The organism is Flavobacterium sp., from assembly GCF_027531705.1.
Lineage (GTDB): Bacteria > Bacteroidota > Bacteroidia > Flavobacteriales > Flavobacteriaceae > Flavobacterium.
Genome location: NZ_JAPZSP010000029.1, coordinates 13,149 through 28,274, shown reverse-complemented (window position 1 = coordinate 28,274; position 15,126 = coordinate 13,149). Strand labels below are relative to the sequence as shown.

General features: G+C 31.8%; 12 protein-coding genes. 2 read left to right on the top strand and 10 right to left on the bottom strand.

Going from position 1 to position 15,126, the window contains the following annotated elements; translation table 11 throughout:
- The first annotated feature begins 59 nt into the window (after positions 1 to 59).
- Complete coding sequence (locus O9267_RS11415; RefSeq protein ID WP_298179543.1) at positions 60 to 1,523, top strand: AAA family ATPase; 1,464 nt, start codon at positions 60 to 62, stop codon at positions 1,521 to 1,523.
- Positions 1,524 to 2,748: 1,225 nt separating this feature from the next.
- Positions 2,749 to 3,447, top strand: coding sequence for a DUF1826 domain-containing protein (locus O9267_RS11410; RefSeq protein WP_298179540.1), 699 nt, complete (start codon positions 2,749 to 2,751; stop codon positions 3,445 to 3,447).
- On the opposite strand, the gene O9267_RS11405 is transcribed toward O9267_RS11410, so the two are convergent.
- The 10 genes from O9267_RS11405 to O9267_RS11360 all read right to left on the bottom strand — a co-directional run bounded on the left by O9267_RS11405 (position 3,404) and on the right by O9267_RS11360 (position 15,126).
- Positions 3,404 to 4,009 (bottom strand): transposase, encoded by a 606-nt coding sequence (locus O9267_RS11405; protein ID WP_298179538.1) that lies wholly within the window; start codon positions 4,007 to 4,009, stop codon positions 3,404 to 3,406. The genes O9267_RS11410 and O9267_RS11405 overlap by 44 nt on opposite strands.
- A gap of 75 nt (positions 4,010 to 4,084) precedes the next feature.
- Positions 4,085 to 4,801, bottom strand: coding sequence for a hypothetical protein (locus O9267_RS11400; protein WP_298179536.1), 717 nt, complete (start codon positions 4,799 to 4,801; stop codon positions 4,085 to 4,087).
- A 9-nt stretch (positions 4,802 to 4,810) separates the two neighbouring features.
- Complete coding sequence (locus O9267_RS11395) at positions 4,811 to 5,293, bottom strand: hypothetical protein (protein ID WP_298179534.1); 483 nt, start codon at positions 5,291 to 5,293, stop codon at positions 4,811 to 4,813.
- A 66-nt stretch (positions 5,294 to 5,359) separates the two neighbouring features.
- Positions 5,360 to 5,806 carry a hypothetical protein gene (locus tag O9267_RS11390; protein WP_298179531.1) on the bottom strand — a complete coding sequence of 149 codons (447 nt, stop codon included), beginning with the start codon at positions 5,804 to 5,806 and terminating at the stop codon, positions 5,360 to 5,362.
- A 383-nt stretch (positions 5,807 to 6,189) separates the two neighbouring features.
- The gene (locus tag O9267_RS11385; RefSeq protein ID WP_298179528.1) at positions 6,190 to 8,865 is read right to left on the bottom strand and encodes a UvrD-helicase domain-containing protein; all 2,676 of its coding nucleotides are present in this window, start codon (positions 8,863 to 8,865) and stop codon (positions 6,190 to 6,192) included.
- Positions 8,866 to 8,886: 21 nt separating this feature from the next.
- Entirely contained in the window at positions 8,887 to 9,819 is a 933-nt protein-coding gene (locus tag O9267_RS11380) for a phospholipase D family protein (RefSeq protein ID WP_298179527.1), read from the bottom strand.
- Positions 9,820 to 9,911: 92 nt separating this feature from the next.
- Positions 9,912 to 10,478, bottom strand: coding sequence for a hypothetical protein (locus tag O9267_RS11375; RefSeq protein WP_298179525.1), 567 nt, complete (start codon positions 10,476 to 10,478; stop codon positions 9,912 to 9,914).
- Between the two features lie 58 nt (positions 10,479 to 10,536).
- Entirely contained in the window at positions 10,537 to 11,103 is a 567-nt protein-coding gene (locus tag O9267_RS11370) for a hypothetical protein (RefSeq protein WP_298179523.1), read from the bottom strand.
- Positions 11,104 to 12,153, bottom strand: a complete 1,050-nt coding sequence (locus tag O9267_RS11365) for a putative phage abortive infection protein (protein WP_298179520.1) — start codon at positions 12,151 to 12,153, stop codon at positions 11,104 to 11,106. It lies immediately after the preceding gene.
- Between the two features lie 279 nt (positions 12,154 to 12,432).
- On the bottom strand, positions 12,433 to 15,126 hold the full coding sequence (locus O9267_RS11360; protein ID WP_298179518.1) for a DEAD/DEAH box helicase family protein: 2,694 nt from the start codon (positions 15,124 to 15,126) through the stop codon (positions 12,433 to 12,435).

Below are 15,126 nucleotides of genomic sequence, written 5' to 3'. Positions count from 1 at the left end.
ACGAATATACTTTGTGAACTTCGTGCAAACTTTGTGAGCTTAGTGGTTAAATAAAACAAATGAAAATAGAAAACATAAATACAGTAGGTCAGTTAAAACAAGCTGGCTACTTTTCTAAAAGTATTAAAGATGAATTGCGTGATAATTTACGAACCAAAATAAAATCGGGTAAACCAGTTTTTGAAGGAGTTCACGGATTTGAAAATACCGTAATTCCTGAATTGGAGCGCGCTATTTTATCGCGCCACAATATCAATTTATTAGGACTTCGTGGGCAGGCAAAAACACGTTTAGCTCGCAAAATGATTGAATTATTAGACGAATACATTCCTATTGTTGCCGGTTCCGAAATCAATGATGATCCTTTGCAACCTATTTCACGTTTTGCAAAAGATTTGCTAGCCGAAAAAGGTGATGAAACGCCAATCAAATGGATTCACAGAAGCGAACGTTTTTTCGAAAAATTAGCTACGCCAGATGTAACTGTTGCTGATTTAATTGGTGATGTAGATCCTATAAAAGCTGCTAATTTAAAATTATCGTATGCCGATGATCGAGTAATTCATTTCGGAATGATTCCTAGAGCCAATCGTTGTATATTTGTTATCAACGAATTGCCCGATTTACAAGCACGTATTCAAGTAGCTTTGTTCAATATTTTGCAAGAAGGCGACATACAAATTCGCGGATTCAAAGTGAGAATGCCTCTTGATATGCAATTTGTTTTTACTGCCAATCCAGAAGATTATACCAATAGAGGAAGTATTGTAACTCCTTTAAAAGACAGAATTGGTTCTCAAATACTAACGCATTATCCAGAATCAATTGCAATTGCCAGAACTATAACACACCAAGAAGCAAAATTGGATAAAAACCAATCAGATGTTGTTCATGTGCCTTCATTAGCCAAAGATTTATTGGAACAAATTAGTTTTGAAGCACGGGAAAGCGAATACATCGATGCTAAAAGTGGCGTAAGTGCCCGTATGAGCATTACCGCTTATGAAAATTTATTGAGCACCGCCGAACGTAGAGCTTTGATAGCTGGAGCAGCTACCACTTCGGTACGTTTATCCGATTTTATGGGAATCATTCCAGCCATCACGGGCAAAGTTGAATTGGTATATGAAGGCGAACAAGAAGGTGCGGCAGTAGTAGCACAACACCTAATTGGCGATGCCATTCACACTTTTTTTCCAGCTTTTTTTCCGAAAATTGAAAAGTTAGAACGTGATGCGACTGCTAGTCCGTATGCAAAATTATTAGAATGGTTTTTTGCAGAAACAGGTTTCGAATTGCTAGACGATGCTTCAGATGAAGAATATAAGAAACAATTAGACGCTATTGAACCATTAGAAGATTTAATTCAAAAATACCAACCCGAATTTCCTCAGGAAGACAAATATTTCTTAAAAGAATTCTTGCTTTGGGGATTGGTAGAATACGACAAATTGAGTAAAGATAGGGTAGCGGAAGGCTATCAGTTTAAAGATTTATACAGCAACTACATCAATAAATTGTAACAAAAAAAAACAAACTGTTTTTGTCTAGTAGATAAGGTTGCAATTAACCAATCGAAGTGACGATAGGGAAAAGTACGAGTAAAGTGCTTCTAGGACTTATAAATCTATGTATCTTATAAAAACGAATTCATCAACCTACCACCTCCGTCACTTCGAGTTTGTTCTAAAATGCGATAGCTTTTTAGAATAAGTATCGAGAACTTAGGAGCACTAAATTAGTTTTCCATGGGTTCTCGATACAATTTTGCATTTCAAAAACTAGCGTTTTCGAAACACAAAATCACTCGAAATGACGATAGTATAATGTACAAGTATAGTGCTTCTAGGTCTTGTAAATCTTAATATCTTAAAAAACGAATTCATCAATTTTCCACCACCGTCACTTCGAGTGTTTTATAAAATGCGATAGCTTTTTATAAAAAGTATCGACAACTTATGAGCACTAAATTAGTTTTCCATGGGTTCTCGATACAATTTTGCTCCACTACGTTCCACAAAATCACTCGAAGTGACGATAGTGGAAAGTACGAATAAAGTGCTTCTAGGACTTATAAATTTATGTATCTTATGAAAACGAATTTATCAATTCACCACCACCGTCACTTCGAGTGTTTTTTATATAATTGCGACCGAGCGATTATATAAAAAATGTATCGAGAACTTAGAAGCAATAAATTTTAAAGATTCCTCTAATTTCTCCAATCCGTGTTCCAAAAAAAATCCGCGCAAATCCGCGTTTGCGAAGTATCTGTTTCATCCGCGTTCTAATTAAATCTTCGCGTACTTAGCGCCTTCTTTGCGCTCTTTGCGGTTAAACCCTAAGCATAGCGCTAAAGTTCTCCAATCCGTGTTCCAAAAAAAATCCGTACAAATCCGCGTTTGCAAAGCATCCGTTTCATCCGCGTTCCCCACCCAAGCGCAGCGCCTAAATACAAACCAAAAAAACCATAGCGAACTTCGCGCCTTCTTCGTGTCCTTTGTGGTTAAACCCCAAGCGCAGCGCCTAAATACAAACCAAAAAAACCATAGCGAACTTCGCGCCTTCTTCGTGTCCTTTGCGGTTAAACCCCAAGCGCAGCGCCTAAATACAAACCAAAAAAAAACCTAGCGAACTTCGCGCCTTCTTCGTGTCCTTTGTGGTTAAACCCCAAGCGCAGCGCCTAAAACATAAAACCATCCATCTCCCAACAATTCCCTACTTTTGCAACACAGCAACCAACCAACCATGGACAGCATATTCTCCAACAACAAACAAATTAAAACAGTACCCACTTTCTCCGAACTGGTATCCACCGATTTCAAAGGAGAAAACAACGCCCTATGCTGGTACCGAAATTTAGAAGGCGATTTTAACGACATTGTAAGCAAACTCCAATTAAAAGAAAATATAACAGTAGTGGAACCCAACGACCTACTAGCACTCCAACTATCAGAACAAGGCGCAATAGCTAGAGAAATTATCTTAAATGATTTACAGTTATTAACCGATTTCGGAGCTTCCCCCGTTCTTAATTTACTTAAATGTTACGAACGAGATGACGAATTTGATTTTATTTCTACCGATGTGTATTCCTATCATGTAGATCGATCACCCATCGCAACCGATACTTTTTTATGCACTTACCACGGAGCCGCAAGTGATATTATTGCCAACGAGCACGCACAACAAAAAATCCTAATTCCTGAAATTCGAGAAAAATTAAAAGCACTTCATGATGGTCCATCCGAGGAATTTGAAGATTTTTTAAAAGATAATTATTTTGATTTGCATTACCAAGCGCAACCCAATGCAACGCCTACCAATTTAGGAACAGGACATCTTTGGCGACTAGCAGTAGATCATCCAACGCAACAGGTACCACCTTGTATTCACAGAGCGCCTATCGAGAAGGATGATGAATATCGTTTGTTGTTGATTTGTTGAATGCATCCTCAAACCATTTTTTTGGATTGTTGATTATATATTTCGAAATCACCTCATACGATTTTGCATCCCTAATAATACGGTCATAAAAACGTGGTTGCCAACCAAATTCAGGATTTATATTCCTTGCGTGAATGGTTACCGCCGATTTGAATCCGCGAATAATGGATGATACATTTTTGGATTGTGGTCCAAATTTGTTTGTGTATATATCATCCGTAGAGACGAGATGCATCGCGTCTCTACCACCACCACGTTCACCATCACGTTCACCATTAAATTCATTATCCCCAATAAATACAATCCCATGAAAATGATTGGGCATTACCACAAATTCACCTAATTCTATATTCATATCGGGTCTTATATCGGGTGTTTTTAACCATTCTAATTCAACAATTTTTCCAATTTCCGAATACATCATTTCTTCATTTTCAATTTTTCCAAAAAAATGTTTCCTATTGGCGGTGCATATTGTAATATAATAGGCTGCGCTTTTGGCATAATCCCAATTTTTCAATCGGGCAGGTTCAATTCTATATTTATTTTTGAATTTTGTCACTACGTTGCCTTTTTGTTTTTGAATTCTAATTTTGCACTGTATTTTTCCAAACCCTGCGAGGGTTTATTTTAAAACCTACACCACAATCCCAATCTTCTCCGGAATAACATTCGGAATCTTCGCTATTTCTAGCGACAAACCACCCTCTTTTATATCGTCCAAAAGCCATTTCCCTTCCGTATATTCCAAAAACCAAACGTATTCCTCCAAATCATAACCCTCTTTACCTTGTACAATCTTGTTGGTTGTTCTATCTTTTAGATAATCCTCTACTACTACATCTATGGCTATGGCAATTCTGGAGCCTTCCAAATTTGGTTCCTCAGACAATTCCAAATACAACGGTCTTATTTTCTTAATCTCTTTCATGCTTGATACATTTTTCAAATTCTCCCTTTTCCATTGGTCTAAAAAAACCGATTGCTGATTTTGCCAGTACCAATGATTCATATAGTTTTTCACCTCACTCAAGTCTTCATTTGACCATGCATTGTACACCCTTCTTATTACATTAGAAAACTCTTTATCCAAGTTTAGCCAACTAAACTCTTTGTGCTTCACACTTAACTTTGCTAGTAGCGACTTTATCTTTTTTGCTTTTCGGTATTCTATTAGCCTTATGTATATTATTAAAGGCAAAAACACTATGGTAATTACACCTAATATTATTTTACCCCACCATGTTTTGAAAAACACTTTAGCCACAGCACCACCAGGACCGGCATACATTGGGTCAACCATAAACAAAAAAACTACTACTGTTAGCAACAGTAACCATTGATTTCTAGACATATTCATAACTTAACTATTTAAACTTAGTATTCTAATTAGAGATCCAAAACTTATTATGCACAGAAAAATAATATAGCGATAATTCGTATTGGTATAATAACTTTTTCTTATATAATAGACACCCAATCCTATAAAGGCTAGTGCCATTCCTATCTGAAAATAAACTTCATTGGTAGCATTTTCCAGAATTACAGGTTTGTTTTTTAACTGCAAAGTTCTCACTTCTTTAGAAAAATGTAGCACTTCCAAGTTCACTGTGTCGCCTTCGTTTACTGCGTTGTAAATCTCCTCCGTAAATTGATCGTTATAGGTAACAAAGTCTATAGAGTGAGTAGTCGTACCAAACTTTTTACGCTCGCTTATTTTTTTATAATCTACTACTGTTGTAATTTTTTCTAAAGGCAAAAACAGCTCTACCATACTAATTGTCCCAGTGATAATAGGAATAAGAAGAAAAAACTTTGCTATTTTGTAGTAGTGTAAGGCGGCCATTCAGTGCGTTGTTATTGCTTATCGTTGTAAATATAAAGATTTTTTATTTTTTATTCGCCTCGTTTGTCATTTCGTAGGAATCTCATCATCAGTAAAACTTCGGAAATTCCTATTTAATTCAAATGTCAAAAAGTAATAATAAAACAAAGCTTTCATAGGTCTTGTTAACCCAGTTTTAGTTTCTCCTAATTTGTTAGGAAACAGTTTGGTTATGTATTCTTTTTCAATTGCTAACTGTTTAACCAAATCATTGCGTTTTATACCGAACTCCTTCATTTTTTCTATAATCCATTCAATAGTTAGCTTACTAACATCTAAACTATATACAGCAAGTTTAGTATTCTCTTCTGTAAATACTTCTCTGGCTATAGTATGTAGTTGTTTCTGATTAAGAATATAACCATTAATCAAACGCTCTTGACTTACAATTACACAGTTGTTTTCTGTTAACTTAAATATTATTCCCAGTCGTTCATAATGGGTAATAGATTGTTTCTGTGATTCTGTTAGCATAGTAATAAAAACGTTTTTATTTAATTATTTTTTTATCCGCCTCGTTTGTCATTCCGGAGGAATCTCATTAACAACTCACAACCTCAATCTACCACTGCCGTCACTTCGAGTGGTTTTTGTGTAATTGCGCCAGCTATTATACAAAAATTGTATCGAGAACTATTGGAAACAAAATTTTCTGATATTCTTTTACACAATCTTGTCATTCTGGAGGAATCTCATTATCAACTCACAACTCACAACTCACAACTCCAAGCTACTGCCTCCGTCACTTCGAGTGTTTTTTATGTAATTGCGACCAAGCAATTATATAAAAAATGTATCGAGAACTTAGAAGCAAAATTCAAAACTATTATCTTCCACCTTCAGTCCTCCAATTAATATTATTCTTCCAAATTTATAGTATTGCTACATCTTGGATAATTAGTACATCCTAAAAAATCACCATACTTTCCGCTTCTTTTTGTCATAAAACCACTTTTACAACTCGAACAAAGAAGCGTGTTTTCCAAAATTTCTATGTTATTGAAGGTTTGGTTACAACTTGGATAATGCGAGCAACCCAAAAATTGATTGTTCTTTATCGGGTTTTGCCTGATTACAAGATGTCCTGTTACACAATACGGACAATTGGTCTTGCTTAGCTTTTCATTGTTGGCACTTAGCAAAAAGTCGTTGTCTGCTACTAATTCTTCTGCAAATAAAGAAACATCTCTGGGAATGAGTAACACAACTTCGTTTTTTGTTCTGGTTAAAGCTACATAAAACAATCTTCTTTCTTCCGCAAAACGATAGGCTTCATCATCACTTAGTAATAAAGACAACATCGGGTCGTCTGACATTTTATTGGGAAATCCTAGTAAGTGATTTTTTAGATTTAACACAATAACATTTTCCGCTTCTAATCCTTTCGATTTGTGTACCGTTATATATTTAATGTCTATATCTTCCAACCCTTTTATTTCTAATTTATCATTGCGTTCATAATACGTTATGCTGCCATTAGGTGTAAACTTGATGAATTCATTGATATCAAAGCTATGACGACCTAAGACCAAAATAGGCTTTTTCCCCGTTTTATCAATTAGTTTCTTAACTTCATTAATAAATACAGCTTCCGCATTGTTTTCTGAATAGTAAACAAATTGTATTGGATTTTCTAAAGGTTCTTTTTTCGATTTGGGATTTTTTGGAATTTGCTTGGTGTTTTTTTGAATATATTTTGAAGTAATATCTATCAGTGCTTGTGAGTTGCGATAGGTTTGCTCAATAAATAACTGTTCGTATTTACCAACATACTTTTCAAAATTACTAAATAGAGAAATGTCACTACCTGCAAAACGATAAATGGATTGCCAATCATCTCCAACACAAATTAATCTTGCGCCTGATAAGGCTCTAATTTCTTTGATTAAATTAAATCGCGAATAGGAAATATCCTGATATTCGTCTATTATAATATGCTGATAAGTATAGTGTGGTTTGTTTTGTTTGATGAGGTCTGTTGCCAGATTAATCATGTCATTGAAGTCAATTTCATTAGTGTCTCTCAACGTTTGATCATATTTTTTTAAAATTGGAAGAGCAAATTTTAAAAAGAGTTCTTGCCTTTCAAGCATAAAACTATTTGGTTCTTTTTTTCTATCGGTAAACAATTTTGTTATGGAATCATAATCTAATTGTCTTGACTTACTTAGATTGATAAAAGTTACTATAAGTTTGGTGATTTCTTTTCCAAAATGGGCATCATTATCGGTAACTTTTTTAAAGATATCTTTCACATCTCTTGGTTTGAAAATCACCTGTTCCTTTTCCAGCATTTCTTTTAATTTGTCCAACAATACATTATTTCGATTGTAATAGGAATAGGTTTCCAAAAGTTTGGTGTTATTTGTTTTATGCGTTTCTCTTTTCAACTCCATTTCCTCTACATATTTTTCTGAATTATATGGAGTAAGCCAGTTGGCACGATTGTTTTCATCCACACCAAAATGTTCTAGATAAATATCGTAGTCTTTCAGATAAAAATCAGGACGATATACTACAGTGTTGCTAAATGGATAGGGTTTTTCATAGTCGTATTCAATACCATTCAAGTACAAAAAATTAGCAATGGTAAGTTCTTCAACACTTTTTACTTTTTCACCTTGTAGGGTGTCAAGAGCTGCTTTGGCTACTTTGTTTAATGGTTCAGGTTCGCATTTAGATTTTAGTGTTTGCAAATCAATACCTTTTTCAGTATCCAATTTTTCACCAAGCGAATCAAAGTTTTCGTGTCCTTCTGGAATGTTCATATAACAGGCTACATACTCAACAAAAGCTTGTAAGGATTTTTCATTTTCAAAAATCTCTTTTCCCAAATAGGTATTTATTATTTTGGAAAGGGTGTTTTCATTGGTAACAACAGGAATCGTGTTTTGGTATTTTTTTAGGGTGTCATAGCCCAATTTATGAAAAGTAGTGGCACGAGCGGTAAGACCTATTTTTTGCAATCGTTCATTTAATTCATCAACCGTTTTTTTGGTGAAGGACAACAATAGAATGTTTTCGGGATCTATCTTTTTCTGTTCAATAAGATACTTCACTTTTCCGAGAATGGTTAAGGTTTTACCCGAACCTGCACCGGCAATGATTAGGTTGGAATATTCGTCTGTAATTAACGCTGTTCGTTGTTGGTCGTCTAGTGGTTTGCCTTCAATGTCGTTAAAATAAAGATAGAGTTTTTCTTTTTGAGACTGCACATAGTTTTTATTGTAGTTAGTAATGTACGCATCAAAACCTTGATAAATTTCATTAAACTTTTTAACCTTTTCTTCTTTCTTATAAAAAGTAGTTTTGTTTTTAAAGTAGTTCCCAACATCGCTAAACTGTTTTTTTATTTCATCTCGATGTACCCATGTTATGTAATCATCCAACTTTTCAATTACCTCAAAAAAGGAATCTATATGGGTAAGATGCTCTTTGAAGATTGGGTTTTTGTACTTGTTTTTTTCAATTTTATAAAAATACAATAGCATTGAAAAGAACAAAATGATTGCTATAAGTATAATAAAATTCATTCAGTATCTTAATTTTATGTTTTATTTCTTTGTACCATCAATTACTGGTTTTATTACTTTAAATACCTCATTTAATCCAACAAAAAATCTTGGATAGAAATCATCATTCTCCAATGACCACAAACTATGTCCTTTTAATTCATAGAGATATATTGATGATTTATGATATGTCCAATACATTCTAAAACAATCGATTTCTTTGTACTCATTGTCATGATTTTTTGTAGATAAGTACTCAAATATTTTATGTAATCGACTTTCATCAAAATTTAGATTTATTACAGCTCTTTTTCCTTCAAAAACTAAATCGACATGGTCAAGAAAGTTTTCACATTTAGAATACCATTCTTCACCAGATTGAAAAGGTGAAAACTTCTTATTCTTTGAATGCTTATTATATTTTTGACATTTTTCAACTATTAAATCATAATCGGTTTTGATGATATCCATTTCAAAACCAATCGTTTTGGTTTCTCTACTTTCTTTTTCAAATTCTGAACTATTGATGATGCTTTTTATTTCTGTTATGGCATCTTGAAATAAACTTTCATCATCTTGACCATTTTTATAATCATTCCAACCGTTAGAATCTTCATTTGTTCTTCTAAACAAAACGCCCATTTCCCTATTGTTTCTTTGTGAATAATCATAAAGATTCATAGAGCAAATTATTAAATAATTCTCATTATAATAACATTTGCAATGCAAGTTGGGATGATGAAGCAAATTGAGATTGTCAATGCTTTTAAGTTTGTCTTTTTCAAACTCTTTTACTTCTTTTTCTTTATATATTAAAGTAGTTTCAACACCTCTTTTATCGGCTTTTTTTAATAGTTCAATAAACAGATCATTCGTTTGAATATAAGGACTTATAATTACTAATTCCTTTTCAGCAGTCTCGATAATTTTACTGAGATACTCTCTTATTTTTTTTGTGTCTAAAAATTCAGCCATTCTATAATGAAAAATAATATTGTTTAATCTTCTGTGCCATTAACTTTTCTCTCTTTACAAGAAAACTTGATAATCGAATGGTTGGTTGGTCTTTATAACTTTATTTTTTTTTCAAGAATCTCCTCTATTTCTTTTGATGTTACACCATAAACACCAAGTATATCTTTTGTTTTATTAACATTACTTCTTAATCTTTTTTTGGCTTGATGCACTTCAAACTCTAAATCATTAAATCTTAACTCTTCTAATGTAAAACCTTTATCTTCTAGTTGTAATAGGTGGTAATCAGTATAGTTAATAGGTAATTTTATACTTCTTAATATTTTGTCATCTTCAAAAAAGGTGGTCTGCACTTTAAACTTTGAAACACCAATTTGCATTTCATCATCAATAATAGTGAATTCAATTTGTAAATCTTTCCACGATTTAATAATTTCATAAAAATAATAAAATCCTATTGAGACCTTCGCAGTGCTACTAGTTTTACATGGCACTTCTAACTTTATCCCAGGCACAACAAGTGTAAGTAATTCATCAGTAATAGTTAATTCAAGTGCAGCAGCAGGTGCTTTTTTGGAGATGCCTTTATAGGCATTTTGCATTTTTGATAACTCACTTTTTAACTTTGATTTTTTAATGGTAAAAGTCGCTTTGTGCATAGGTTAAGATGATTTCAAAGTTTTTTATCAAATCGGCTTATTAAGCTTTTTTTAATAATTAATATTTTCCTATAATCGGGTTTAATTTTCTAGCTAATTCCATTTCTAATATAGTAATTAAGTCACACATTTCTTCTTTGAATACTATGTAATTTAGAGTTAGATTTCCAAATTCTTCTAACCTATACCAATGAAATAATTGTAAACCAGCAGTATCTTTATTTTTTGAATAACCTAAGTGTGTTACTAATCTTAAATGAAAATCTTTTTTGACTTTTCCTACATATAATGTTCTTGACTTTGGGTCTATGAATGGCTTGTATGAAGCACTATTTCTTGAAAATTTTAAATCTTTAAATTCTAAGTATTTATTTCTTAAAGTAGTCGCAGTAACATTATTATTATCAATTGAAAACCAATATAAAACAGGTTTCATTTTGATTTTTTTAATCTCACTGAAAATTTCATTATGTTCATTACAAGTTGTAATGTTTGATTTCTCACAATATATTTCATTAAATAATGAACTATTAATTACGATTGATTTCCCTTCATCATAATCATCATAATTATTCTGAATTATTTCTGTTATTTTTTTTAAAACTAAGTTTAATTGTTTTTTCATTTAAGAATTTAATCTGTTTTTTATTTCACCCCACTCAAACATAACTTTGCCATGTTCATTTTTATCGCCTAATAATTCTTTAGGATCTTTATAAAAGTTAGCTAATGGTAAAGGACAACTTTTTATTACACAATATTTTTTCAAATAGTTTGGATTTTCTAGCCACGGTTTTCCTAAAGCTGAAACTGCGTTATAGAATAATAGTAATTGTTCATGTGCAGATAGTTGAGAACGAATAGAGGCTATATAATTGTACTTACTATTGTAATCAAATAATTTTTCATCGGCATCATCAACAAACTTGACTAATTGAAATAGATGCCTAACATAATGACTTAATTTAGACATTTGACCATTACAAGGCACATATCTAATATCAAGTGTAAAATTAATATCATCATTTATTTCAACATCAATTGGATTACCATTTCCTCTTTCTTGACGCCATAAAACTTGTTGTCCTGAAATAAATTCTTCTACCGAATTAAAAAATCCTTCATATTCCTCACCAATTATATCTAAAACTATTAATGAAGAATTTCTACCGATCCCAAAAAAGAATATCAAATATGAAATATTATAAATTAAATCATCATCAATATCTTCTTGAAGATTTAAAGGCCTATAAACAGTTTCATAATATCTTTTTACTGAATAATATGTAAATTTTAATTCATTAAACATTGAAATAAAAGATTTTCTGCCTCTTAACGATTTACCAATAGTAATTTCAGTTATATTATCTCTATGAATTTTAAGCATTTCATAGAATTTATTTTCAAATCTTTCAATTTGTAAATCCCTTTTTTGCTGCTCATTAGCTTTGAACTGTACCCAAAAAGCTAAAAAAGTTAACAACGCTGCTGCTATAGCTATAAATGGATTCATAATACCCCCAAGAGTATCACCAATTTGCCCCATATCACTAAACTCATAAAAAAATAATTTATCTCTAATCCAGTAAGGAAAGAATAAGACTAACAGAATAAATACCAGAAATATTAATAATATTTTTATGAAATTACTGTCAAATGTTTTTAATTTACTCATTAATTTTTAAATAAAATTTTAAATTTTTGTTGCTACTTCAAATAAGTTTGGTTTCATACTTTCTCTATTGCATACTTCTCAAAATCCTCTTTAATTCAACCATTACTTTTGACGCTTTAAAACCTTGTAAGTCAATTACATTTTTTTCTAGCAGTTTTTATCAATCTCTTTTATAGTTATACCGTAAATGCTTATTGCCTCTTTTGAGAATGCTATTTTTTTTTATTTTTTTTTCGAAATGTATTTTAAAACTATACTAATTTATTTTAGCAATCATTCTTAACTAAACTTTGCAATTAATAAATCAAAATTTATTGTTCTTGATATTTCAGTATGTGGTACTAGCAAATATTTCCATTGTTTACCTCCGTTATGAGTAGTAAACTCTGTTGCATACTTACAATATTTTATAGCGGCTTCTTTTTTAGCTAATACATCTGCGTCATTAATATTTGCTGATGATTTTGGTTCAACCATATAGATTGTATCTTCTGTTTCAATAATAAAATCGGGTTCATATCTTTTTGAATTATTATCCCAATAGATACGGAATTGATTATTTGCAGGACGAAGCCATTTTAAAACTTTATTATCGTTTTCTAGTACAAATGCCAAGTCTTGTTCTGTCTTACTATCAAACTTATATTCGAAATGACAAGCTTTCTCAAAACCTCTAAAAACGTATTTAGGAACCATTATTGTTGGAGTAACTATTTCTCTATAATCTTTATATCCTGCATTGACTAAAGCGGAGAAATTCCATTGTTCTATTTTGGTAAATGGATATACTCTTGGTGCAACATATTCTGGAGTTGAAAGCGAAAAATTAGCTTTCATTTGCAAATATATCTTGTCTGCTATTGCTGATTTGAATTGGAATATTGCTTGTAATATATTTTCTTCTTTATCAATGTTTTCTTTTATAGCATTGTATGCTTGGGTTGCTAAATGATATAATAAGTCGGCATTATCATCATAATCAATTTCGGGATAATCAATTAATTCTGCAATAATCATTTTTACAGGATTTCCATAAGAACCACTTGATTTTGCTTTGATTGTTTCTACAGATTTATCCAATAAACCCATTCTGATAATTTCTTGTTCTAGTGCTTGATAATTAAAATTAGTAGTATCTAAATTAAAATGATTGAATGTAGCTGTAACTTCACCTAAAACTAAATCCATTCTAGGAATTTCAATAATATTTTCTTTGTAGGAAGCAACAATTTTTTCATAGGTTTCTTCTGCTTCTTTTAGTATATCCAAAGCAAAGATATTTTGTTGACCTTCGTTTAGTTTCTTCTCGATTTGGCGAATTACTTTTCTCTTTACTTCTTCTTTGTTTAAATCTTCAACTCTACGAACTTCAGGTAATGTATTAAAATCAGGTAATGAATTTATAATTGCTTTTTTTGCATCAAGTGTATTTTGTGCTTTTTGCTGATTTTCTTTGTTTTCAATTTTATTAACCTCAACCTGTTCACTTTCTAACTTTAATTCAAAAACTGGTTTTGAAGTAACTACTTCGGTTTTTGTTCCTAAATTTTCTTCTGGAATTTCTATGAAATTCATTTTGTTTAAAACCGAATTTGGATCTTTTGCCGCAGCTAAAACGGCTTCAAAATTATCGTGAGCAATAACTGTAAGTTTATCAATACTATCTATACCGGTTCTTTTACCATCAAAAGGTAAACGAAGACCACGACCAATAGTTTGTTCAATTAAGATAGCTGCATTAGCGGCACGAAGAGGAACAATTGTGTAAAGATTGGTAACATCCCAACCTTCTTTTAGCATATTAACGTGGATTACAATTTCTATATCATTATCTGAACTTTCTAATGACAAAAATTGCTTTTCTATTTCTTCTTCTTTTTTTGTTGAACTGTCAATTTGTAACACTTTACCTTTGTAATCGCCTTCATAAAAATCACTAGAATTGATTAAATCATACACTTCTCTAGCGTGATTAATGTCTTTACAAACTACTAGAATAAATGGTTTTACTAATTTAACTCCGTTGTTTTTTGAATATAATTCTAATTCCGTTTTAGTATCTTGATGAACACTAATTGCATCTTCCAATTTTATAATTTCTATTTCCTTTTCAGATAAATCACCACGTTTGAAATTCTTTCTGGTTGCAATAGCTGGATTTTTAACATACTTACCTTCTGCCAAAGCTTGAGCTAATGAATATTCATAAACCACATTTTGAAAAGGTTTTTGTTTTTCATCAAATGGTGTTGCGGTTAGTTCTAAACCTAAAATTGGTTTTAGTTCATTGATTGCATTTTTGGAAGCATCTGCGTGATAACGATGTGCTTCGTCCATAAGGATTACTAAATCTTGAATGCCTGATAAATATTCCCAATAAGATTGTCCTAAATATTCAGATAGTCTTTTAATCTTTGGAGCTAATGAAACACCATCTTTCTTTTGTCCTTTATTATCAGAATTGAATTTAGAAATATTGAAAATGTTTATTCTAATTTCTCCTTCTTTAAAAAGGTTTCCTTGTTGGTTGTAATTGTCTCCTGTAATAATTACTGGTCTGTTATGCACAAACTCTGAAATGCCATTGAAAACGTATTTATGATAAGCAGGATTTCCGAAATCTTCGATTAATTTATCGTAAATGGTTAAGTTAGGTGCTAATATAAAGAAGTTCTTAATTCCTTTCTGTAAATACAAATAAGCAACACAAGCACCCATTAACCGTGTTTTACCTACACCTGTTGCAATAGAAAACGCAACAGATGGAAAATCTCTTTGAAAGCTAGTACAAGTGGTAAAACTATGTTTTACTTTGTCTAATTCATTTTTAATAAATACTAAAGCTTCTTCTTCGTTATCTGGTACTTTGGTTAAAGATAAATCACCTGATAATTGAGCTACAATATCTAATGCTTCTTGCAATGGTTCACGAAGTGAAAGGCGTAATTTTATGTTATTGGCTATTGTGTTCAT